At 29.9% G+C, this 25,676-nt stretch carries 15 protein-coding genes and 1 CRISPR repeat array (1 of these 16 cut by a window edge); of the genes, 3 read left to right on the top strand and 12 right to left on the bottom strand.

What is annotated here, in order from left to right:
- Window positions 1–7: 7 nt before the first annotated feature.
- From ACAG39_04180 to ACAG39_04130, 11 genes are all read right to left on the bottom strand, one after another.
- Window positions 8–976: a carbohydrate ABC transporter permease gene (locus ACAG39_04180; GenBank protein MEZ0536436.1), complete on the bottom strand. Its 969-nt coding sequence runs from the start codon at window positions 974–976 to the stop codon at window positions 8–10.
- 18 nt (window positions 977–994) lie between these two features.
- Window positions 995–1,882: a carbohydrate ABC transporter permease gene (locus ACAG39_04175; GenBank protein ID MEZ0536435.1), complete on the bottom strand. Its 888-nt coding sequence runs from the start codon at window positions 1,880–1,882 to the stop codon at window positions 995–997.
- 4 nt (window positions 1,883–1,886) lie between these two features.
- Window positions 1,887–4,127, bottom strand: a complete 2,241-nt coding sequence (locus ACAG39_04170) for a DUF5696 domain-containing protein (GenBank protein ID MEZ0536434.1) — start codon at window positions 4,125–4,127, stop codon at window positions 1,887–1,889.
- On the bottom strand, window positions 4,120–6,207 hold the full coding sequence (locus ACAG39_04165; protein ID MEZ0536433.1) for an NHL repeat-containing protein: 2,088 nt from the start codon (window positions 6,205–6,207) through the stop codon (window positions 4,120–4,122). Before ACAG39_04165 ends, ACAG39_04170 begins: the two co-directional genes overlap by 8 nt.
- Before the next feature lie 12 nt (window positions 6,208–6,219).
- Window positions 6,220–7,095, bottom strand: coding sequence for a carbohydrate ABC transporter permease (locus ACAG39_04160; protein ID MEZ0536432.1), 876 nt, complete (start codon window positions 7,093–7,095; stop codon window positions 6,220–6,222).
- Window positions 7,096–7,995 (bottom strand): carbohydrate ABC transporter permease, encoded by a 900-nt coding sequence (locus tag ACAG39_04155; protein ID MEZ0536431.1) that lies wholly within the window; start codon window positions 7,993–7,995, stop codon window positions 7,096–7,098.
- Window positions 7,996–8,018: 23 nt separating this feature from the next.
- Complete coding sequence (locus ACAG39_04150) at window positions 8,019–11,018, bottom strand: extracellular solute-binding protein (GenBank protein MEZ0536430.1); 3,000 nt, start codon at window positions 11,016–11,018, stop codon at window positions 8,019–8,021.
- 69 nt (window positions 11,019–11,087) lie between these two features.
- Window positions 11,088–12,425, bottom strand: coding sequence for an ABC transporter substrate-binding protein (locus ACAG39_04145; protein ID MEZ0536429.1), 1,338 nt, complete (start codon window positions 12,423–12,425; stop codon window positions 11,088–11,090).
- A gap of 21 nt (window positions 12,426–12,446) precedes the next feature.
- Window positions 12,447–13,901 carry an S-layer homology domain-containing protein gene (locus tag ACAG39_04140; GenBank protein ID MEZ0536428.1) on the bottom strand — a complete coding sequence of 485 codons (1,455 nt, stop codon included), beginning with the start codon at window positions 13,899–13,901 and terminating at the stop codon, window positions 12,447–12,449.
- A 58-nt stretch (window positions 13,902–13,959) separates the two neighbouring features.
- A complete protein-coding gene (locus ACAG39_04135; protein ID MEZ0536427.1) occupies window positions 13,960–15,480 on the bottom strand; it encodes a glucoamylase family protein in 1,521 nt (506 codons plus the stop codon).
- Window positions 15,481–15,491: 11 nt separating this feature from the next.
- Window positions 15,492–17,876 (bottom strand): GH36-type glycosyl hydrolase domain-containing protein, encoded by a 2,385-nt coding sequence (locus ACAG39_04130; GenBank protein ID MEZ0536426.1) that lies wholly within the window; start codon window positions 17,874–17,876, stop codon window positions 15,492–15,494.
- Window positions 17,877–18,207: 331 nt separating this feature from the next.
- Between ACAG39_04130 and ACAG39_04125 the strand changes: the two genes are divergently transcribed.
- Window positions 18,208–19,428 (top strand): glucoamylase family protein, encoded by a 1,221-nt coding sequence (locus ACAG39_04125; GenBank protein ID MEZ0536425.1) that lies wholly within the window; start codon window positions 18,208–18,210, stop codon window positions 19,426–19,428.
- A gap of 128 nt (window positions 19,429–19,556) precedes the next feature.
- On the opposite strand, the gene ACAG39_04120 is transcribed toward ACAG39_04125, so the two are convergent.
- The gene (locus ACAG39_04120; GenBank protein ID MEZ0536424.1) at window positions 19,557–21,956 is read right to left on the bottom strand and encodes a beta-galactosidase; all 2,400 of its coding nucleotides are present in this window, start codon (window positions 21,954–21,956) and stop codon (window positions 19,557–19,559) included.
- A 250-nt stretch (window positions 21,957–22,206) separates the two neighbouring features.
- Here ACAG39_04120 and xylA point away from each other — a divergent pair, with 250 nt between their 5' ends.
- Both xylA and ACAG39_04110 read left to right on the top strand, forming a co-directional pair.
- Window positions 22,207–23,523, top strand: a complete 1,317-nt coding sequence (gene xylA, locus ACAG39_04115) for a xylose isomerase (GenBank protein MEZ0536423.1) — start codon at window positions 22,207–22,209, stop codon at window positions 23,521–23,523.
- 17 nt (window positions 23,524–23,540) lie between these two features.
- Window positions 23,541–24,752, top strand: a complete 1,212-nt coding sequence (locus ACAG39_04110; protein MEZ0536422.1) for an ROK family protein — start codon at window positions 23,541–23,543, stop codon at window positions 24,750–24,752.
- Between the two features lie 275 nt (window positions 24,753–25,027).
- Window positions 25,028–25,676: direct repeats of the CRISPR family, unit length 30 nt; unit sequence GTTTTTAGCCTACCTATAAGGGATTGAAAC (it continues 1,298 nt past the right edge of the window).

Here is a 25,676-nt window from a genome sequence, read left to right as displayed (position 1 = left end):
CTCCCCTTTATTCTCCTGTAATTCCTGTCCTCTCTATTCCCTCAACAAACCATTTTTGAGCAAACAAATATAAAATTAGTAGAGGTAATATAATTAGCATTGTAGCAGCTAATCTTATAGATTCATTAATATCAATCCTTTGCCTTACACTACCAGATAGATATAATCTTGAATATTCATCATTAAGTGTTTGTAACTTTAATGGAAGTGTAGTAAGTTTATCTCCCAAAAACAAGGATGTCATATATGTTTCATTCCAATGCCAAACCAGAGAAAACAAAAATACAACAACCATAGCAGGTATAGATATAGGTAAAACTATTTTATAAAAAATCTTTAATTCATTTGCACCGTCTATTTTGGCAGATTCAATTAGTGATGGAGGTATTGTTGTAAAAAACTGTCTATAAATTAGAATAAATAGGGCACTTTTGAGTCCTCCAGCAAATATAGCTTGTATTATATTTGGAAGAGGCGATCCTAATAAATTAAGTTTAAAAAATGTTATAAATAAAGGTATCATAATAACCTGAGTAGGTATAATAAATGTAAATAATACTATGCCAAAAAGAATATTTTTAAACGGAAATCTAAATCTTGCAAATCCATATCCAACTAATGCACAAGAAAACATTTGTATAATTGCTGGGCTAAATGAGTTAATCATAGTTACTGCAAGTGTTTCAATATATTTAAGCGAATAAAATGCTCTTATATAGTTTTGCAAGTATAATCTTCTTGGCATCCAAACCACAGTAGGATCAAGTAGGTCTTCTAAACTTTTAAAACTTTGCGAGACAATAAATAAAATAGGATATAAATATATAAAACCAACGCTTATTAAAAGATAGTATACAATAGTTTTAAAAATAATACCATCATTTCCCTGCCTACCGAGTAAAGCTATTTTTATTTTATCAAAATTTATATGTTTTAAAAAGAAATTGGTTTTCTTTGCAAAAGTAATATTTTTCATCTTTTCACACCTCTAATTTTAGCCATTCTTTTCAATTTTGAAATATTCCTCTTTTCGACTAAAAATCAATAAAACAATTATCAAGATTACAAAAATTATTGAAAAATAAATCCAAGCAAGTGCTGATGCATAGCCATAACCAGTTGCCACCTTAAACATATTATCTTTTATCATAATTATTACATCATTACTTGTATATACAAAAATATCAATAATTGAATAAATAATGTTTATTAATATAAACGGTTTTACAACTGGAAGTATTATTTTCCAGAACATCTCCCATGGTGATGCACCATCTATTGCTGCTGCCTCAAATGTTTGTTTATTAACCTTTTGAAGCCCTGCTAAAAAGATTAATATTTGAACACCTGAATACCAAAGAATTAAAATAAACTGTTGCATTATGTTTATTATAGGACCTGCCCATGCAGGACTTAATGACATTCTAATAAAATTGATAATTCCATATTTATTTAGCATAGGTAAGCTTGCAGCTCCTTGGCTGAAAAGTTCATTCATTACCTCACCACTTGTTATAACAACTGGAAGAAAGAATATAGCTCTAAAAACTCCTCTAAACCTTATTGGTTGATTAATAAGTAAAGCAACAAATAATGCAAATATAACAATTATGGGGACTGCAATAACTGTAAATTTAATAAAATTTAAAAGTTTCTCAACAAAATCAGGATCAGATAAAAATGCATATTTGTAATTGTCAAAGCCAATAGGTTGTGTATCAACCCCATTAGTTGTTATATATACCTTACTAAAACTCATTTTAAGTGAAAAATAAATAGGATACATCATAAACATTAGAAACCCTAAAATCCAAGGAGAAATAAATAAAAAACCTGTTATTGCTTCTCTTCTTCTATGATTCAGTTTATATCTTTTTTTCATTTTCTCACCCCTTTACAACAACAAAGTTCTTAGGCTTTATACTTATATTTTTATAGTTATACTGTTTAGATGTATAATTTATATATATCTTGTAATTATTACTATATCTTATCTCTACAATTCCAACATCTATAACTTTTCTGTCTTCAATTGTAGCTTGTTTAACATTTTCAAGAGCTTTTTTTACAAATGAATATTGATATATAATATCGTCTAACCAATCTTTATAATATGATGTATATATATTGTTTGATGGCGAATATTTAAGCTTCCATGATTGCTCATTTGTTACTATAAAAGAAGGATAGCAGCCATAATCAATTAGCCTTAATAATTCCTCTTGAGGATTTTCAAAAAAGTTGGAATATTTTGCATAATAGGTAACAAATCCATGTAATACAATTTCTAAAAATGGTACTGTATCAGTAGAGTAAGTATATTGTGATGAGTGAATAGGCATATCATAAAAAACATCAATCTTGTCGAACAAGTAATCAAACGGCTTGTATAGAGCTATATTAATATCTTTACTTCTGTAATAATCGATTAAGTTTCTATAGATACTAACTGCATCTTTTCTTTTAGTATTGTATTTTTTATTGTAATCTGAAAAAAGTTCATATCCTAATCTATCAATTGCAAGGTTTTGTATTTTATAATCATTAAACCATTTCAAGTCTCTTTTTGCTAGATCTAATGCCTTTTTAGGACTTATATAATAAATATCTTTAGAATCTCCAAAAATTTCTGTTTGTTCAATAAGAAACAATGGAAGCTGAAGTATCTCATTTGTTATTTTCCTTACTGTATCATTTCTTAAGCTGAAGCTTAATGAACCATCATAGGCTAATGTATAATTATCGTAAAAAAATAATGGAATGTTCTCTTTTTTGCTATAATTTAATAAACTATTTAAATCCTCTTTAGTTCCAAGGCTTTTTTCGTAAGGGAATTTATTGGGCCATTTACCATGTAGTCCTAATTTGTTCCACCCTTTTAGAACAACCTGAAAATTGTTTATTTTGTTGCTTTTCAATATCCTCAAAATATTTTCAGCCTGTTTAAATGTGGTCATTGTAACAACCTTATCACCCAATAAACCAGGTTCACTATCAGCCATTAATAATTCAATCTTTAAATCATTGTTAAACGAACTATTTTTCTTCAGTATTTTTTTCTCAATTAGATAATTTCTATACTGCTTTGCCATTCCAACATAATCTGCATCAGCATTTGATAAAAAATAATAATTTATTTTTATATCTTCTGTGTTTTTTTCCTTTTGGTATGTATTTACACCACCCATATTTTTACTTGTAGGTTGAAAATATCCATATCTAATAATAAATCTCGGCGAAACCCAATAAAAATTAGTATTAACACCACTTGGATATGCAACAATTTGTGCATTATATTTTCCTTGATCAATTATAGCAAGAAAAGCGTTCTGTTTAATTCCATGCACCATCCCAAATACAGGTATATGAATCATTTCTTCACCAAAAGACATAGAGTAATTACTTGTTATAGCTTTATCAGCAGAATAAACATCACCAACATATGGTTCATCATAGTTGGGATGAAAATTCTGAAATCTAATTAATGCACCAGATCCATCGGGTATAAAAATATAACCTGGTATCATAGCCTTTTTAGTAGCACCTAAAAAAGGATAAGGCTGAATTGTTGATATTTTTACACTTCCTAATTCTTTAATATCATTATGATTTATTGATAATACTAACTGACTATCTTTAATTGTAATACTATATTTAATTGAGATTTTTAAATTTTTAAGCAGAATTTCAGCTTGAAACCCATTATTTATTTTTCTAAATTGTTTTACATATCCATTCTCAGATAAAACATTACTTACATTTAGTGTTCCTTCATCATTGAAATATTGAATGATAAATGGTGACTTTATTGCATTTTGCCATTCTTGATTTAATTGTTCCCCTTTAAGTTGTTGTTCTGATGGTTGTGATGAAAAAATATAGTTAGTCTTTTTGTTTTTAATCAAGATTTGTAATGTTTTCGGATTAACATAAAGTTCTAAGCTATTTGTGTCAGCAACCTTTAGAAATTCTTTGGATATTTTTATTGCATTATTTACTTTTGATAAATCATCTGTTTGAGTATACCAATTGGTAAGATATTCAACATTTTCTGTTTTTGCAGTTGTTAACAATGGTGTTATCAATATAGTTAAAATAAGAATAAATACAAAATATCGTTTAGTCACGGATTCTTACCTCCTGTATAAGTGAGTATATGAAATCCCATAATTGATTAGAAAGACCAAATAATATAAATAGTACAATTGCAATAATAATTATTCCTACTATTGTATAGATGATATTTTTTACTGTTTCACCTAATTCATAGTTATGAATCTCTTTTACCTTAAAGAAAAGCAATATTCCACACCAGACATACATACCATTATGAAGAAAGCTATATACAGATTCTTCAACTAATGTTAAGCCTTTTGAAATTATTGCAATTGGTAAAGATAATAATAAATATGGTGATAGTGCATATATTGTCCCTATATAAACATGCCTAAATTTACCTTCACCATCATTTATAGCACTAACTAAATAATTGGATATAATCCATGCAAATAATGGTAATACTATTTTATAAACTTCATTTAAAATATTTAATGTTCTGATATTAACCTCACTGAAAATAAAATTTGTCTGATATAATTCAAATAACCTTAAAATAATAATAATTAATAATATTATTGTTGCAGAAGCTACTGAGGCTTTACCTTCTCTTTTAAGTTCCCAATATCCATCAATAGGATGTCTCATCAAACGCTTAGCAAATAGTATTTCACTAATTATTCTATTTTTAATTCTACTTGATACTTTTTCTTTTAACTTTAAAAACCTTTGAGTTTTTCGTATCTTTTTCTTATAAAAAATATAAAAAATAACAAGAAATATAAATATAATTAATGTTACTCCAAAATATTTTAGCATCCACTGTCTTCTAACTTCCCAATAAGCATTAGAAAATCCTTTTACATTGAAAGAAATTCTAAATTCATTCATAGCTTTTTGATAGTCATGTTTTTTCATGGCTACCATACCAATTCCATCATGGGCTAAATCAAACATGTTATTTTGTCTTAAAATCTCATGCCAAGGCTTTTCACTCTTTAGATATTTACCATCCAAATAAAGTGCTATTGCTTGTTTGATTAATAGTGCAAACTCTGTTGGTTTAAATACTTGTATGTTGTTTCTTTCCTTATCAGTTACATATATTCTACCATCAGATGAAACTGCTATTCCTGACGGTGACTTCATAAGTCCAAGACGTTGATTTCCCAAATCTAATCCGGAAAAAACAAACAAAGTGTTTCCATCTCTATCAAATACATATATGGTTGCTTGAACAGAATCAATTGCATAAATATTACCAATATTATCAACAGCCAAATCTATAAAACTCGAACTACTATCAGCTAAATTATTGAATCTAATCCAATAACTTTTAGATTGTAACAAATTTTTTCCTGCAATATTAAGCTTTTTTATCTCCTCAGTTTCAAGACCTGCTGTGCAAGTATATATTAGCCCTTCGCTATCTATAGCTGCATTTGAAATAGACATAGGTAGTCTTTTTTCAACTCTTGATTTTTGATCTTTTGTATAAAAAAGCTTTTTCAAATACCAAATAAGATCAAATCCAAGTTTATTCCCACCAAAAAAACCCATAAAATCTCCATCAGAGCTTAAATGGACAAGCCCTTGGTAGGTACCATCACTTGTAATATATAAATCTCCTCTTTTATCTACAATTACTTTTGTGGGTTTATATGGTGTTTTATCCCCATATAACATTGATATAGGCTTTTTGTATTCTTTTAGTAAGTTACCTTCTCTGTCAAATTTATATACTTCTTCATTCATTGTATCTGCAACATATATATTAAATTGATCATCAACAAATACACCTTTGGGAACTCCTAAAACACCTTTACCTATGATTTTCTTTAAATTACCTTCATCGTCAAAAACTACTACACGTGAATTTCCGCTATCTGCTATGTATAAATCATCATTTGAATCTATATAAATATCCTCTGGCTGAAGTAAAGGAACTTGATATTCTTTCCCATCACTGCCTTTTTCATAGATATTATATCCATCAATAATTCCAACTGGAACATAACCAGTTTGTGTAAAAAATATCTCTCCTCTATTGTTTGAGGTAAATGTAAAATATGATATCCCCGCAAAAGCACTAACTGTAGTCTGCAATAATAAAATTAAAATCAAAAAAGCTAAAATAAACTTTTTTTTCATATTTCAATCCTCCTACTTTAGCCCTGAATGTGCCATTGTAGCAATTACCTTGCTTTGTTGAACTAAAAAGATAACAAGATTTGGTATAAACATTATTAATGCTGCAGCTGCTGCAATCCCTTGCCCAGCAACATTATTATTTACAGTAGAGGCTAACGTGCTCATGTAAAATGCAAATGTTTTTAATGTTTCCTTATTCATGTATATAACTGAGGTCTCAGTATTGTTCCATGTTGTTTGAAAGGCCAATATTGAGATAGTTGCTACAGCAGGTTTTATCATTGGTAAAACTAATCTAGTGAAAAGATAAAAGTCCCCTGCTCCATCAATATATGCTGCTTCAATTAATGCATTAGGTACTTGGTCGATAAACTGCTTTGCTAAAAAGACACAAACAGGGTAAGCTAAAATAGGTAATATATGTCCCAACATATTATCAATTAGCCCCATCTTTTCTACTATTAAATATCTTGGAATAGCCACTGCAGCTGGAACAAACATTAATGCTATAGTATTTGCTTCAAAGATTATTTTTTTCAGTCTGAATTCCTTTTTGGATAAAGCAAAACCTGCCATGGTACTAATTATGCTTGTTAAAAAAACATTTGTAAGTGTTATTAAAATACTATTGAAAAGATAACGTGTCATAGGTATTTGCATTATATTAGTTTGTATAAATAAATCAACAAAATTTTTTATGGTTGGCTTTTTTACTAAAAATCTTGGTGGATATAAAAACAATTCATCAATTGGCTTAAAGGCTTGCGAAAACATAAATATAATAGGTAGAATCATAAAAAAACCTAAAAAGGAAAGAAAAATAATAAAACCTAACTGGCTTTTATCAAATTTAGTTGGATTTATTTTTGTTCCTTGGAATTTAGCCATCTATTCATCACCTTCTCCGAATAGTCTCCAGAAAAACTTTGAAACACTATATACTATAATCAATAAAACAACTGAAATAGCTGATGCATACCCCATCTCGTATCTTATAAATCCATAATCCTCAATATGATTTATAATTAATTGTCCTGCATATTGAGGTGTCGGGTTGGAACCTGATAACTGAACACCAATTGCTCCTGCTTGGAAAGTTCCAACAATACTCATAACAGCACCAAAAAGCATTTGAGGTTTCATAGATGGTATTGTTATATAATAAACTTCATAAAGTCTATTTTTTATTCCATCGATATACCCAGCCTCATATAGTTCAGGGTTTATATTTAATATACCTGCAAGCATAGCTAAAAAACCTACACCCATACTATTCCATAATGTAATAATTATCATGGCTGGCATCAAAAAGCTTGGATCCTGTGTCCATTGAATTGGTGAATTAATAAACCCTATCTTTAATAAAAAGCTATTTAGATAGCCAGTTCTATCACCACTAAAAAGTACAAGCCAAACAACTGCCATTGCAACAGAGGCAGTCATTGAAGGTGAATATATTGCAAGTGTAAAAACACTTCTGGCATTTTTGGCAACCTGAGCAAGCATCCAAGCAAGCCAGAATGAAAGCAAATATCCACCAGGTCCAGTGATTAATGCAAATTTAAATGTATTAGGTAGTACATGCAACATAAAAATATCATCTTGTGTAAAAAGGTTTATATAGTTTTTAAGACCAATAAATTTGGGAGCCTCTATTGTATTAAAATAAGTAAATGATAATAATATAGCAGCAATAACAGGTAATACAATAAAGATTACAAATAATATTAAAAATGGACCAACAAATATATAAGCATTCAAATCATCTTTTCTATTTCGTCTAAACAATTTGTCTCACACCTTTACATTAATTATCTATCAATAAATTTATATTTTTTAATTAGCTTACCATTTGACATAAATCCAAATTCCTCTAGTTTTTTAGCAAACTCTCTATTTGTCTCGATTACTGCACTTTCAACTGCATCTCGATAATTTGCACCATCAAACACTATTTTGTTCCAAGCATTACTTATTTCTCTTTCAAGCATATAGTCCCCTGGAAAATGAATAACATCTTTTAACCATTTCCATTGTTCAAGAATAACATCTAAATCTTCCTTAGGCCATTGAAGTTCTTTAAATGCTTCAACATTTGAGGTATTCCATTTATATTCAGAACCATAAATTGTTTCAACAAGGTTACCAAATCTTTTTTGAATATCAGTAGATAACCACCATTTTATAAATTCCCAAGCTTCCTTTTTCTTTTGGCTATTTTTAAATATAACAACAGCTTGACCTGTACCAGGTGCATACCTAATAATTTCACCGTTCTCATTTCGTATTCCTGGCATAGGAGCTATTTTCCACCATCCTGAAAGTTCGGGTGCTGCTGCTGAAAGTTGAATATATGTGTTAAAATCTGCAACACCTATTGGTAACATGCCCTGTCTAAAGTGGTTATAAAAATTTGGAACCTGTAAAGGTAAATTGTAAACTGTAAATAGTTTAGTCATAAGTTTAAATCCATTTAACGATTGTTCTGAATCTATTTCTGTTGTAACTCCATTGTCACTGTACAATCTTCCTCCTGCCTGATATATAAAAGGTAAAGTAGCGTAAAATGGTTTAAAACCACCTGTCCCAGACAGAGGTACGTAGAAATTCATTCCATAGCGTTGAAGTGTTGGTAGAATCTTTATTACATCTTCCCAAGTTTGTGGTACATCTATTTTCAATGCATCTAAAATATCTTTTCTATAAAATAACACCCAAAAATTCTGAGTTTCAGGCACAGCATAACAATTGCCATCATAATAAAAAGGAAGAAGTGCACCTTTAGTTAAGTCCTTTGTAACTTGATTAAAATCACTAAATTCACTTAAATTATATAGGGCATTTCTTAAAGCAAGATTAAATGGTAGCCAGTTGCTAATAGACATAGCGATATCAGGATTCTTCTTAGCAGCATTAGCTAAGACAAGCTTTCCTTCGTCGGGCATAAGTGACATTGTTACTTTTATTCCAGTCTTTGTAGTAAAATATTGGTCTGCCATTTGCTGCATTAATGTTACATATTGTCTTGGGCGGTTAACCCATATTTGAATAGAATTCTTTTCATTCTTACCTATCTGATTGTAATCTCTTATAAATGTTAGAAAGAAATTTACAAATGATGCTTTTAATTTTTCCAATACATTTGCATTCTCATTTTGTAACTTAACATTTTTGTAAATGTATATTTTATCTATTTGTAATGGTTGATCTGGTAGTTTAATTAACATGTCTCCTAAAATAGACATCAATGATCCCTGATCTGTTGTTATAGAATCAATTTTATAAGCTATATCATCAGGATTTTTCAAAATATCTTCAAGCTGGTTAGTACATATAATAAGATTCCTTGCATCCCCTTCTTTATTGTTACTCAATTTCTTTAAAATACTATATTTATCCTTTAATTCTTTTACTATATTTTTTAATCTTGGTATTAAATCTGGTATTTGGCTTGATAAATCCCAATCTCTATTAAAATCTTGTGTATTGCCAGTTGCCATTTTTATTTCTAATGATAAATTATTGATATCGTTCATTATCTTTCTTATTGTCTCAATAACTTCTTGGTAAGGTGAAGGGTTTGCAATAAGTGTTATTGTATGAATACCTTTAGAAAGATATATCAAATAAGGCTCATTATTTTCTGACAGAGTTTCCATTTTCCAATTAGTGGTATAAAAAAATGGATATCTTTTAAGTTCACTAAATGGAACTTTATTATCAATTAAAATCATTCGATATGAAGGTAAATTTATCTTTTGTTGTTGAACATACTTTATTGCAATATTATAAAGCCCTTCATCTTCTACATTAAAAGTATATGTAACAGCATCTCCACCATTTTCCCATGATTGTCCACCAATTGTATTTAAAGTTAATACACCATATCTATAAGGAGTAACTTTTGGGTTATTATCAGGATATGGCTGAATAGATGGAACAGATCTATATGTTGGATGTTCAGCCTCTATTTTAATTTGAACCTTATTATTATCTTTTTTATTCTGATTTATAGTCTTTAAGTATTCTTTGTAATCAGATGCTTCTTCTACTGGCTTTAGATAAATCCTACCAAGAAGCATATCATTTCGAATATATATAAATTTAATTGTATTCTTTCCTTTATTTAAATGAAATTTTAATGGGGAATCATATAATAATGAAGCTTCGTAAATAGTTTTTGTTTGCCATTTTTTTATCATATTTTGTTCTGGTTGAATCTCATTACCTAATGAATCTTTTGCAAATTTAGAATCTTTGTCTTTCCATGTCTTGTCTAAAACTATCCTTCTTGATTCATAGTATTGGTATTGGTTATTTATTTGAATTGACCTTTCTATTGGAATTATTGATTGTTCTAATGGGTAATAATCAACTGCAATTGTATATAAAGCATCTTCATCTATATCAACTTGGAATTCAACTTCTTTTGCCTTTTCATCAAATAAAATAGCTTTGTCAATATACCCAAAACAGTTTTCTTTATCTAAAATAGTAACCTTATCACTGTTAACTAAGTTATTAAAATCAACAACAATCTCTTTTCCTTTATAATCATTTTTACCTTCTTTTTCCCATTTTTTAATAACAGTACTATAATTATCCTCAATAACCCTTTTGATTACTATGTTTTTTTCAGTTTCTTTCTTTTCAACATTATTTTTTGTTTCGGTTTTTGTTGGTGAATCTCCTAAAATACTATTTAATAAACTGTCTACATCATCATTTGAGCCTGCTGCAAATGCTGTAACAAAGAATATATTTAATAGCATTGAAATTAAAATAGTTATCACAATTAATTTTTGCTTCATATCAATTTACCCCTTTTGACTTATAAATGGTTTCTCGCCACCTTTTTATAAGGTGGCGAGAAATTAAAATTATTTATAATTCTTCTTAATTGCTGCTTCTAATTTATCCCATATAACCTTCATCTGATCACTTGATCTCTTTTGAAGATCTGCTTGAACATCTTCAGGCTTTGCTTGACCTTTCCAGAATTTGTCTATGATTTTTGATGACATATCCCAGCTTATTTCTGGCCAACCAACAGCCCATTTTGCACCATCAAAGAAACTATCATTCTTTATAAGTTTTAATACATCCTTCATACCTGGAGCAACATATCCTTTTGATAGATATAATTTCCAAACATCAGCGTCAGATACTAATGGAATACTTGCTTTTTCGTAGTTAACTCTATCCATCCAACCTTGTTTTGAATATGTTATATATTTAATAAATTCAAATGCTTCTTTTTTGTGTTTTGAATTTTTTGCCATTCCGACAAAGTCTAATATTAGAGGTATCTTTTGTGATTTATATCCTGGCAAAGGCCTTACATCCCATTTGAATTTTAATGATTTTGCTTGCCAACCCATATCCCAAGTACCAGCAATTCTCATTCCAACTTTTCCTAATGTCCAAGCCCACTTTCCTTTTCCATACCATTTATCTTGCTGTGAACTTGGATAAAGATCTATACAAACCTTGTCATTGTTTCTTAAATCAATAGCCCATTTGTATGCATTTACAAATGAAGGATCATCAAAATGGAAGTTTTTCCCGTCATATGTTTTCCAACCGAGGTTTGGATTGAATTGTGGTGGTAACATTTCTGCAAACCAGCTTATTCCATCAACACCAAATTGTTTTTCTGAGAATTTTGTAAGTTTAATAGCAGCCTTCCTAAAATCATTCAAATTCCAATTTGCTGCTGGAACAGGAATATTCTCTTTTTGGAATAAATCAAGGTTTAACATAACTACTGCAGCAAACATTGAATGAGGTAAAGCTATTTGCTTTCCAAAATAATTTGAAGTTTGGAATACATTCAAGAATACTCTATCTGGATTATAGTCTTTATCAGCTTTTAAATATGGTGTTAAATCTTCTGCCCAGCCATTAGCTGCCGCTGCAGGAACATTAAATAGCCAGAATACATCTGGTAGTTTTCCTGAAGCTGCTGCTGCTGCTAATTTTTCATCCCAAGGCCATGTTATAGATTTATCCATTGTAACTTTTATATTAGGAAATCTTTTTTCAAAATACTTAATCTTAATAGATTCATCGCCCCATGATGCAAGCTTTATTTCAACCTTTTGAGCATTAGCTGCATTTGCTTTATTTGTAACAAAGCTAAATGAGCCAACTATAGCTATAACAAATACTGCAAGAACTAAGATGCTTATTTTCCTCATCATTCTTTTTCTGTCCATAATCTAACACCTTCCTTTCTTTTACTTAATAATGAGACTTTGTAGAACACCATTTGCTGCTAACCCAACTATTTTGTCTCCCTCAAGAAGTTTATCCAAAGTTACTGTTGAATAATTTGCTGGTTCTATAAAAATTGCTAAATTTGGAGATAAGATAAATGAATTCATAACACCTTCTTCATCTTCTATAAAGATACGACCATTTAAAATGCCTTTAACAGTACCAGCTACTCTTTCTTCTGCAACATATAGCTCTTCTATTACATCATTATTAATTGTGTAATTATAAATATCTCCTGGTTCAACAACCATTAAGTCTTTTGTCTTTAATGATATTTCTTTCTTTGTTTTCATATCAAAACCTGTAATTATAGTAACATCAACGTCTTCATTCTTATCATTTTTAGCAGTAGTTGCTTCAACCTTTGTTACTATCATCTTGTCATATTTTACTCCAACAATGTATTCAATTGTTGAATCATCACCATCGTTAGAAATTAATGAGACATATGCTCCGGCTAGTGTTGAATTAGTTGGAGATTCAACTCTCTTATTATTTAAAATTAATACAACATTGTCTAAATCAACTGATTTTGCAACTCCATTTACTGAATAGTAAGCTCTGTCTGCTGTCTGATTATTATTTGGGTTTTCTAATGTTACACTTACACTGCTATTTAATCCTTCAAAAGTCTTGAAATCTATTAATTCCCATTTTGAATTTTCATCTTTTACATTTCTTTTTACAAGATATGCAATAATTCTTTGTCCAATCAAAGCTGATATATCTTTGTCTGTTGATACTGCATATTCATTACCGTTTATTACAAACTTTTCATCATACTTTGGAGCTTGTGTAACAATGCCATATTCTTCAGTTACTTGTTGTAATATTTTTGTGTTTTCAAACTGTGTTTTATCTAATTTCAATGTATTATAAACCATTAAATAAGCATCTTTTTTAAGTATGCTGCCAAGTTTAATATTAGTTGGTATTATGTTTAAATCAAAAGCTACCTTTAAATAATTATATGGCCATTTGCCATTTGGAATTTTTGCACCTAAAAGCCTTAGTAAAACAGTTGCAACTTCTTGAACAGTTGCTGGAGCATTTGGTGCAAATACCTTTGCTGTTCTACCAGACATAATTTGCTTACTTGTTGCATAAGCAATATAACCATATAATTCATGTTCATTAATATCAGTAAATGGTGTCTGAGCATCTGAAAAATCTTTATCTATTGTTGCTTCATCAACACCACTAAGAAATGTAACTAATTGTGCTAACTCAGCACGTGTCAAATAAGAATCTAATTTATAGTCTTTAGAAATACTATATACAATGTTAAGATCAGATAATACATTTACCACTTGATCGTAGTCATATTTTGCATCTGTACTTGCAAATGCAAAACCCGAAAATACAAAACTTAGCATAAACACCATTAGAATAAGATAAGACAACTTCCTTTTCAATTTCAATACCTCCTTAATTTAATTAATTAAATTAATAAATAAATATAGAATAAAGAGACTAATTTTTTGTTGATATTCCCACCTCCATTTTTTCTTCTTTGAGAAGATTTTCTATAATATTTATATTTTTTTGTTTGTGAAATCTATTTTTTATAGCATTATTATTTAGATAATTATTTAAACTAAGCAAAATCATTGAATTATCCAGCATAAGATATGCTCTATGTATTTGTTTTTTCTTAAAATTTATTGCATCACAAAATCCATATTTTGATGAGAAAGCTTTGTATTTGCTATCCATCTTTTTGATGTTTTCTAATGCTTCAGTGGGCATATATTCTAATGCCAAAAAGGAAGCATAAGGTGTAACAACTGGATCTCCTGCCCACGTATCTTGTTTTATATCTCCATAATATTCAAGCATCTTATCGCTATATCCATATAGGTCATTGCCATAAAAGTCATGGTTATAAACTCCACTTCCTGGAACACCAAACTCACTATATCCTTTTGGTGAAGGAACTGCACATGGCGAAAATCCCCATAAGTCATAATTGTTGCCTTTTGCCCAATCAATTTGTATCTGAACTGCAACTTTATTATTTAGTCCAAGCCCTTTTGTCCCTAACTCTCTCTCTTTTACAAATAATGAAGGCATAAGAAATTCAAACATGCTGCCACCCCAAGAAGGAACTATATGATACAATTTGCCTTCTTGTGATTCTGGAAATAGATCTACTTCTTCGTATCCCTCAAAGAAGGTAGTACTGTCTTTTGTCATAAATTCACCTTTTGTATAGTTAACATGAAATACCCTTTTGATATTCCACCAATGGTTTTTTGGAAGATCACCTTTAATTATTCCTATATAACTTGCAATTCTTGGTTCTGTAGCAATAAGCCCATATTCTCCTATCTGTTCACCTGTTTTAGGGTCTATCACAACTGCTAATCTCTTTGTATCTTTTCTTAAAAAGATATCCCATTTCATACCATTAAGTATTGGATTTATATCTTTCTCTAATTCCTTAAATGCTTCTTTTGTAACTATAAGACCAGCAGCATACCAACCATTATCAACAGATGAAATATTTCCTCCATCTATCTTATATCCATTTGCTGTTGGCCATTTTCCTAATCCTAAAGAATTAGTATCATACCAATTATATAAAAAGGTTGTTTTTACGCCTTTGTAATTATATGTCTTGAGTTTTTTTATTGAGTTTAGAGTTTTCTTAATCATTGATATTGCTTGATCTTTAGTGATAAATTTGAAATCATACGCTGAAACTATTGATGATAAGTATAATCCTATATTAGTAGGGGATGTATTATAGTTATGTTTTGAATATATATCAGGTATAGTATGGGAAGGGGAGTAATTCCCATCTTCCCATACTAAAGCATCCAAAGGTAGAAATGTCTTGTTGTTTGTTGCATATTTCATAAACTCAAATGTTGCTTTCGCATAATTTATAAGAAGTTTTTTATCTGATTGATTTAGACTGCTTGCATATAATGTTTCACACATTAAAAGAAAAACTAAGAAAATTATTAATATCTTCTTTACTTTAATCATTGTTATACCACCTAAAGTATAACTTTTATTTCATTAATTTCATTTTGTAAATAAGGAATTGTAATTATTTCATCCTTATTAAACTCTAAAATAGTTTCTTTATTTATTTCTACCACTTTTCTATCTAAATTGCCTTTTTCAAAATAAAATTTATATTCCTTACCTCGAATAATTCGTTTGTACTGAAATTCCTGCCAATCTTCTTTTAAAACAGGATCAATTATAATATAGTCTAATTTTGGCCTTATACCAGCTATATACCACCCAGCCATTTTTACAAACCATGCAGCTGACCCTGTGTACCATGTCCAGCCTGCAGTAAGATATGTTTTTGAAGTAGGACCATCACTATTTCCTGGTAGAACATAAGGTTCAGTCTTATAAAGTTCAGGATTTTTATATGATCTTTTAAATGGATTTATTTTATCAATTAATTCGAATGCTGTTTCAACATCTTTAATTTTTAAGAAAGATATAATTGACCATACAGCAGCATGCGTATAAACACCGCCATTTTCACGACTTCCCGGAGCGTATCTTGATATATAACCAACTGATTCTGTTGGTATGCTGTAAGCTGGATATAATAAAACTGGGCCCCCATCATAAATAAGGTGTTTTTTTACTGAGTCAATTACCTTTTCTTTTCTTTCATTATCACAGATTTCAGTTAACAATGCCCAAGTTTGTGTATTTAAGTGTATATAGCCTTCCTTACAAATCTTGCTTCCAATTGGGTTTCCATTATCATCTGTTGCATATATAAACCATTCTCCATCCCATCCAAGTTCATTTACTTTGTTTTTCAATTCTTCTTTAATTACATCATATTTTTGAGCTAATTCTTCTTTATTATATCTTTTTAATATAACAACAAAGTGGTTCAAAATGTAATATAGGAATTGAGCAAGCCAAATACTCTCGCCTTTCCCATCAATCCCCGCACCATTTAAACCGTCGTTCCAGTCACCTTCGCAAATAAGTGGTAATCCTCTTTCACTTCTTCTCTCTAACACTTTTTCTATTGATTTAAGACAGTGTTCTAAAACTGTGCCTTCGCCACCATCAAGATACCCTACTTTTTGTTCTAAGATTGAAAAGTCACCTGTTTCATTTATATAATTATTTGTGACAAATACTAACCATAACAAATCATCAGAATGGTGAGAATCAGGACCATCCTCAGAAAATGGATGCCACCAATGTTTTACAATACCAGATTTATATTGATGTCCAGCATGAAGTAAAATCTGTTTCTTGGTGCTTTGTGGATCAAATCCAAGATATACTTGGCTATCTTGTAATTGATCTCTATAACCAAAAGCACCACCGTCTTGATAATATGCTGATTTACCCCATAATCTGCATGATATTGCTTGGTACTTAAGCCATTTGTTTGCTAATATATTTAATGAAGGGTCTGGTGTTAAAAGTTCTTCTTTTGAAAGATATTCATGCCAAAAGTGTTTTACTTTTTCAAGTTCAGCTTTAGAAGTATTAATATCTCTATACTTTTCAAAGTATTCTACAAGATCTTCTTGATTTTCTTTAACGCCAATAACAAAAACAAGTTCAATACCTTCATTTGGTGCTAAATTAAGTTCAAATTGCATTGCAGTAATAGGATCTATATTTATACCTTGACTATTTTCAAGTTTTTCTTTTAATAAACCCTCTGCATTTGTAATGTTTCTATATCTACCTATAAATCTTTCTTTCTCGCATTCAAAATAAAGCGGTTTAATATTAGAAGCTATTCCAGCAACAAAATCCCAAGTCCTATTCATATACTGTCCTTTTTTATTTCTTTGGTCCCATAAATGCTTCTTGGCAATTACTGCATTGATTTCATTATTATATTCAACAATGCTAAATAATTTTTCAAACTCTGGATTTACATACGGATATTTTCCTAATGCCCATTCCATATAAGAATAGAAGTAATAGTCTTTAGACTGGTTAGAATTATTATGTATATTAATTAGATATATTTCACATGAATCATTTACTGGAACAAAAACAGTTGTATCAATATGGGTTTCTTGTGATTCTATTGAAAATTTTGAATAACCTAAGCCATGTCTGCATTGGTATCTGTCATATTCAAACTGATGAGGACCGCCTAAGAGAGGAATAATGCATTCCTTGTTTTTTTCTCTAATAAAGAAATACTTTCCTAAATTATCTTCAGAATGGTCAATTCGCCATCTTGTTATTCTGTTAATAACCGAATTTAAATACCAAGAATAGCCACCACCACGTTGGGAAATTAATATCCCATAGTTAGGGTTGCTGATAATATTAATCCATGGTTTAGGTGTATTCTTTTCTGTTATTACATATTCATGTGTATCAGTATCATAATAACCATATTTATTTTTTAAAAAGTCATACATCTATTTCCATTCCTTTCAAAATCATAGTTGTTAATTATGTTTAATAATTTTCATTTACTAAAACATTTTAGTATTACAATATTTATAGTAAAACATTTTAGTATTCATTTTCAACTATAAAAACTAATAATAAAAATATAATATTTTTGTTAATTTTGCACAATTGAATTTTTTGTTGCTTTAGCAATTATTGTTTTGTCGATTTTATTTATTTTTGTTGAAAATTAATTTTATATATTGTATACTTTCTATAATAAATTGTTTTACTAAGTAAAAAATAATTATTATGCTTAAATTTTTAATTATGAGTTTTTCTTGAGGAGGTTATTTCATGTTATTGGGTAATAAACTATTAGAGTTAGAACTTAAAAAGAGTTTTGATTTTTTCTGGAATGAGGCAAATTCCAATGAAAACAACCTAGGATATGGTTTGATAAAAGACAGATACCCAACACACCAAAATATAGCTAGCATTGCATCAGTTGGTTTTAGTTTAACAGCTTATATTATAGGTGTTGAGAGAGGGTATGTTGATTATCAATCTGCATATAAAAGAACAGCAAAAACTTTAGATACCGTATTAAATAATTTAGAAAATATAAATGGATTTTATTATCATTTTGTAGACATGAATACTGGCAAGAGAATTGGAAAATGTGAAATATCTGTAATTGATACAGCAATATTATTATGCGGTGCTATTGCAGCAGGAGAGTATTTTGGAGGGGAAATAAAAGAAAAAGCTGAAACTCTTTATGCAAGAACAAATTGGAAATGGTATACTGATCCTAATAAAAATTATTTTTATATGGGATACTCACCAGAAAGAGGCTTTGAAGGTTATTGGGATATGTGTGCTGAGCAGTTTATGATGTATTTTTTGGGCTTTGCATCACCTACATATCCTGTGGATCCAAGTATGTTTTATACATTTAGAAGGAACAAAAAATCATACAATGGTTTGCCTGAAATATACCATTCACCCGGTGGTTCGCTTTTTGTATATCAGTTCTCTTTCGCTTGGTTTGATCTCCGAAATATGGTTGACAATCAGAATGTCAATTGGTGGGAAAATTCAAAATATGCGACTCTTTCAAATAGGCAATACTGTATAGACTATCAGGATAAATTCAAAACATTTGGTCCAAATTCGTGGGGACTTACAGCATGTGATGGTCCAAACGGCTACAGTGGTTCTTATGGAGCACCTCCTAAGGATTCAGAAGAAATCCATTTAGGTAATGATGGAACAGTTCCACCTTGTGGTAGTGCTGGTTCTATTGTTTTCACACCTGATGAGTCAATTTCGGCTTTAGAAAACTTCTATAATAATTTCCCTAAGTTATGGGGTATATATGGCTTTAAAGATTCATTTAATCTTGAAAATGACAATGAATGGTATGCTACAGATGTAATTGGTATCGATAAAGGTATAACAATTATTATGATAGAAAATTATTTATCTGGCCTTATATGGGATATTTTTATGAAAAATAAATATGTTAAAAAAGGTATTGAGTTAGCAGGGTTACGAAAAATAAATGATAATTAATAATAAAAGTTTTCAAAAAAATTATTTAATTTTTATTTCGTAATTGATAGAAAAACTCAAATAGTAAAGACTAAATATTTTAATAAAGGGGTTATCCAATTATCTTTTTGGACAACCCCTCTGTTATATTATTTAAGATTAATAACCAATTCTCCTTTATCAATTTGAGTTGTTATTAAATAACCTTCTTCAGTCTTTTCTAACTTATATTCTGAACTTAATTCAACTTCTCTATCTGTTTTTAGAAGTATTTTTTCATTGCGTTGTCCTATTCTAAAGATTATTTGGTTATCTCTAAATCCAATAATTTCCGCTGTTGAATATACTATTCTACAAAACTGTAAATCAATATTGATAGGTAAGAAAATACCTCTTTCAGATTCTAAGTCAAATGTATGCCCATCAAACATTACTTTACCGTTTTCAAATAGATTAAATCTTTTATTAAACCTGTCAACATTAATTACACTCAAAAATATGCCATTATTTTGGTTTTTTAGTGGAGTTATATAAACACCATAATATTCACAATTATGAGAGTACTTTGGTAAAACATTTATCCTTTCAAAAAACATCTTATAGAAATCCAAGTTACATATATAACCTGTTGTTATTGCATAAACTTCTCCATTGCCAACATTTTTTGAAAAACCACATGCCTTTTTAGTTTCATATTCTCTTAGAAATACATCTGCATTATTAATATCATAGCACTCAACAAAAAAGGTTCTTGATTCATACAAATTTGAAGCCCAACTTTCTGGGTAAACAGATAAGAAATAATCATTATTATCATCTAATTGCTGTATATTATACACTTCTAATAAATCAGCCAATATTGTGCATCTGTTTCCTTCCATATCAAACATTGGTATTTCGCCATAAAGGAATAACCTTCCTTTGTTTAATACAAATGCTTTAAGCTTTTCTTGTATTTTCTTTGCCATATACTTTGCAGAAGGAACAATTAATAATTTACATTTTTCTTTTATTATTTCGTCATCTTGTATGTTAACTGTTCCAAAATTGTATCCTAACATAAGGGAAGCCTTTAATATGCCATCCCAAGCTAATGTTCTTCCTCTTTCTAAACTGTTTTTAAACTCTATATTCTTTGAACTATTAGGGTAATAATGTTCTGTCATATAATAATCGGGAATAAATCCTAAATAAATATCATCTTTTACTTGCTGAGCCTCTGATATTAGCTTTTGAAGTGAAAGTATTGTTTTTACCGATTCTGAGGTTCTATAATAAGAATAACTTAGTTTACCTTCAGGATTTATAGGTGCAGCAAATCCATGCCTTTCACCTGTAAAGGCAATTCTACCATTTCCGTCGTATGGCTCTGGATTTAATCTATAATTATATCCTCCAGAAAATAGGTAGTAATTAAATAGTTTAAAACCTTGTGAAATACATAATCTGGCTTTTAAATCTGCTGAGGCAGGGCTATATCTTGAAGAATATGAGTCGTTATAATCTCCGCTTCCACATTCAAATTCAACAGAAGATAATATTTGTTCATTGTTATTGACAGACTCCATCATGGAATTAATTATATAAAGTTGGTGATACTTGTTTATTGATAAATCACCTATGTAAATATCAGTCCCCGCAAATATATCTTTAGAAGAACAATAAGTTTTGTAAAGCTGACTGATGCCTATTGGGAAGGTATAGCAACCACCATTACTTGTTCCATGAATATTTACAACAAAAGGAATATTTTTTATATTAAAAGATTCAAAAATTGATTTGAGTCTGTAAATGTATTCTGTGTAACAGTCTCTCATAAAATAACCAAAGTCGTTTATAAATGATAATACAAAGCTTTCTTGAGGTGATATGAAATACTTTTTGCATAGATCAATATTATCGATATCAAATGGATATCTCTCACTTAATTCATCCGAACTATATTTTGATTTAAGCCAAGTTATAAATCTTTGTACTGAATTATCAGTAAATATAGGATTATTGCTAACCCACTGCAACATTCCTACTTCATTATCTAATTGAATTGCAATAATATTCCCACCATTTGTGTAAAGCCTTGGTTTTAATATTTCTGATAATGATTTATACCATTTTGCTGTTTCAATAAGAAAATTAGGCGATAGATAATCAATCATTTTTGATGAAGTTTTTTTGCCATCCCATGTTTTCGGAATAATTTCAGGGTATTTTTCATAAACCCAGTAAGGAATACCTTCGTTTTTCATCTCAGCCATAATAAAAGGCCCTGGCCTTGCAAAGAAATAAAGATCATGTTTTTTACAAAGATCAATAAATTCAGCAAGATTTAGCTCTGGTCTGGTTTTTCCCTCCAAGTCAAGTTGATCTTCTTTATATTGATGACAAAGCCACGGTATGTATGAGGCAACTGCATTTAAACCAGCGTTTTTTAATTTTACAATCCTATCCTCCCATTCATCTTTTTTAAGACGATAATAGTGAATCTCACCTGCAATAACAATCTTTGGTTCACCATCAATAATAAATTTACCATCTTTCATTTCAATCATTTTATCATCTTCTCCTTGATAAAACGTTTTAGTAATCTTATCCTATCATTTTATTTGTATATTTTCAATATAATTTTATAAAATAAATAACTGTATCTTGACAGGATAAATAAAAAGGTATATTGTATATGTATATACTTTTTAATTTAATATTAAAAAGTATATAAAAATTAATTGTTGTATACGTTAATTATGGATTATTTTTGTTGATATTTTTAATTTCATATTAAAAAGTATGGAGGTTTTATTAATGAGTAAATATTTTAAAGATATTCCAAAAATCAAATATGAAGGACCAAAATCAACAAACCCATTAGCATTTAAGTACTATAATCCCGATGAAGTTATTGATGGCAAAACAATGAAAGAACATATGCGTTTTGCGATTGCTTATTGGCATACATTTATGGGAACAGGAAGCGACCCATTTGGTGTTGGCACAATGTTAAGACCATGGGATAGCATTTCTGACCCTATGGATTTAGCAAAGGCAAAACTTGAAGCAGCTTTTGAATTCTTTGAAAAATTAGATGTACCTTTCTTCTGCTTCCATGATAGAGACATTGCACCAGAAGGAAGTAATTTAAGAGAAAGCAATAAAAACCTTGACGAAATTGTTTCATTAATGAAAGAATATCTAAAAACAAGCAATACAAAGCTTTTGTGGGGTACTGCAAATCTTTTCTCCAACCCAAGATATGTTCATGGTGCTGCAACTTCATGCAATGCAGATGTCTTTGCTTATGCTGCAGCACAGGTTAAAAAGGCTATGGAAGTAACCAAAGAGCTTGACGGTGAAAACTATGTATTCTGGGGCGGAAGAGAAGGATACGAAACACTTTTAAATACTAATATGGAACTTGAGCTTGATAACCTTGCAAGATTCCTTCAAATGGCTGTTGACTATGCAAAAGAAATTGGATTTGACGGACAATTTTTAATAGAACCAAAACCAAAGGAACCAACAAAGCATCAATATGATTTTGATGGTGCTAATGTTTTAGCATTCCTAAAGAAATATGGTCTTGATAAGTATTTCAAATTGAATATAGAGGCAAACCACGCAACTTTAGCTTATCATGATTTTCAACATGAATTAAGATTTGCAAGAATAAATGGTCTATTTGGTTCAATTGATGCTAACATGGGGGATCCAATGCTTGGATGGGATACAGACCAATTCCCAACAGATATTAAGATGACCACTCTTGCTATGTATGAGGTTATAAAAGCAGGTGGATTTGATAAGGGTGGCCTTAACTTTGATGCTAAGGTAAGAAGAGGTTCTTTTGAAGTTGAAGACCTATTTATAGCTCATATAGCTGGTATGGATGCATTCGCGAAAGGCTTTAAGATTGCTCATAAATTAGTAAAAGATGGCGTTCTTGATAAATTTATTGAAGAAAGATATGCAAGCTATAAAGAAGGCATTGGTTTAGATATTGTTTCTGGAAAAGCAGATTTCAAAAAGCTTGAAGAATATGCTTTAAATCTTGGAAAAATCACAAACAAGTCTGGCAAGCAAGAATTACTCGAAGCTATATTAAATCAATATATGTTTGAATAGGCAAAGTAGGGTTTTTTATGAAACTACCTGGTAACAGTAAGTTTTTGAAAAGGCTAAATAGGTTTCAGGTTTTTGACACAATTAGAAATGCAGGAGTTATTTCAAAGGCTGAAATAAAGAATATTACCAAGCTTACTCCTACTACAATCTCAGAGATAACAAGTTCTATGCTCAATGAAGGTCTTATTTTAAACGCTGGGGTTGCTGAATCAACAGGCGGAAGACCTTCGCAGCTTGTTACTTTAAATCCTGATTATGGCTATTTTATTGGTATTGATATTGATGTAGGTATTATAAGAACAGTATTATTAAGTTTTGATATGAAGGTTTTATCCTCCTTTGAGATTAATACCCCAGCCTTCAGTCCTTTTGAATTTATAGAACATGTTATTGAGATTTATAATAATTTTGTTAACAATTTTAACTTATCAAAAGATATGATAAAAGGAATTGGTATATCAATTCCCGGTTTAATTAGCAAAGATGAGAAAATTGAACTTGCACCCAACTTAAATTGGAATGAAGTTGATATTAAAGAATCTCTTTTCAGTATATTTAGAAATACAATAGCCATCGAAAACGAATCAAGGCTTTCTGCAATAGCAGAAAAGCATGTTGGCCTTGCAAAGAATATCAATAATTTTATGGCTATAAATATAAAAAGCGGCGTTGGTTCGGGCATATATATAAACAGTCAGTTATATAAAGGAACAAGTGGAAATGCGGGTGAGCTTGGTCATATTACAGTAAAAGAAGATGGTCCTTTATGTGGGTGTGGTAACTTCGGTTGTCTTGAGACAATGGTTTCAACACCGAGTATTATAAAAAGAATGATAATGTATATGAAACAAGGCGAAAGTAGTATTCTATTTGAAAGATTTGATATAAATGAGATAAGTTTAGAGAATATTGTTAACTGTGCTAATGATGGAGATGAACTTTGTTTAAGAGTTTTGCAATCTGCATCAAAGTACACTGCAATTGGTATTTCAAGTGTAATCAATTTGATTAATCCAAGAATGATTATTCTTGGGGGAGATATAATTCTTTTTAAAGATATATTGCTTTCAAAGGTAAATGACATTGTCGAAAAAAAGGCACTAAAAAGTAATAGAGCCTCATGTGAAATAAAAGTAACAGAGTTAGGTAAATTTAGTTCTGCAATTGGAGCAGCAATACATTCAATAAATAGGTTTATGGGCTATGAATATTCAATTAATGCTTTATAGTTTTAGTCAATTTACCCGCTTTCATAAATATTTAGCTTACCATGAGTTAATTTTATTTATAAATATTTATTAGTTTATTTATTTTTATTAAAATGGTAGTAAAAAATATCCCGTCGACCTAAGATAGTGTAAAAACCCCTGGAGGTCGACGGGAAAATTTTTTTATCTTCAAATACTTGACAATACTTTAATAAGTGGTAAAATTTAATTGTTACAGGTTTTTTACAAAATGCATTGTGTATATATATGCTATAGTATTTTCAAGCTCTCTACGTGTTTTTAGCCTACCTATAAGGGATTGAAACTCCGCTTCCTGAAACTTATAATATTTTCAGTTGATTGTTTTTAGCCTACCTATAAGGGATTGAAACAATCATAATTGATAACACCAATGACCGGAAAACCATGTTTTTAGCCTACCTATAAGGGATTGAAACTAACGTTGTAAACGCTCTATTTCGCTGTCTGGTGGCGTTTTTAGCCTACCTATAAGGGATTGAAACACCTGTTGTTCAGTTTCCTTAACTTTTTGGGCTGAAGTTTTTAGCCTACCTATAAGGGATTGAAACGCAATATCAATTACTGAATAGTCAATATTTTGTTGCTCGTTTTTAGCCTACCTATAAGGGATTGAAACGCCGATATCATTTGTCTTATTTCCTCGACAACTTTAGGTTTTTAGCCTACCTATAAGGGATTGAAACGGAGGTGATGACGTTGGAAAAGAGAATGAGGGAAACGGTTTTTAGCCTACCTATAAGGGATTGAAACATATCTAAAATGCTTCTTGTCCTTGTTTCTCTGTCAGTTTTTAGCCTACCTATAAGGGATTGAAACACTCGTCGGTGGTCCATCATGCAAATGTATCAAACAAGGTTTTTAGCCTACCTATAAGGGATTGAAACCTGGATCAGTTGGGTTGCT

The sequence above is a fragment of the Caldicellulosiruptoraceae bacterium PP1 genome, assembly GCA_041320695.1.
Taxonomy (GTDB): Bacteria; Bacillota; Thermoanaerobacteria; order Caldicellulosiruptorales; family Caldicellulosiruptoraceae; genus JBGGOQ01.
The sequence above is the reverse complement of the archived record's forward strand: the minus strand, read 5'-3'. Positions and strand labels throughout refer to the sequence as shown.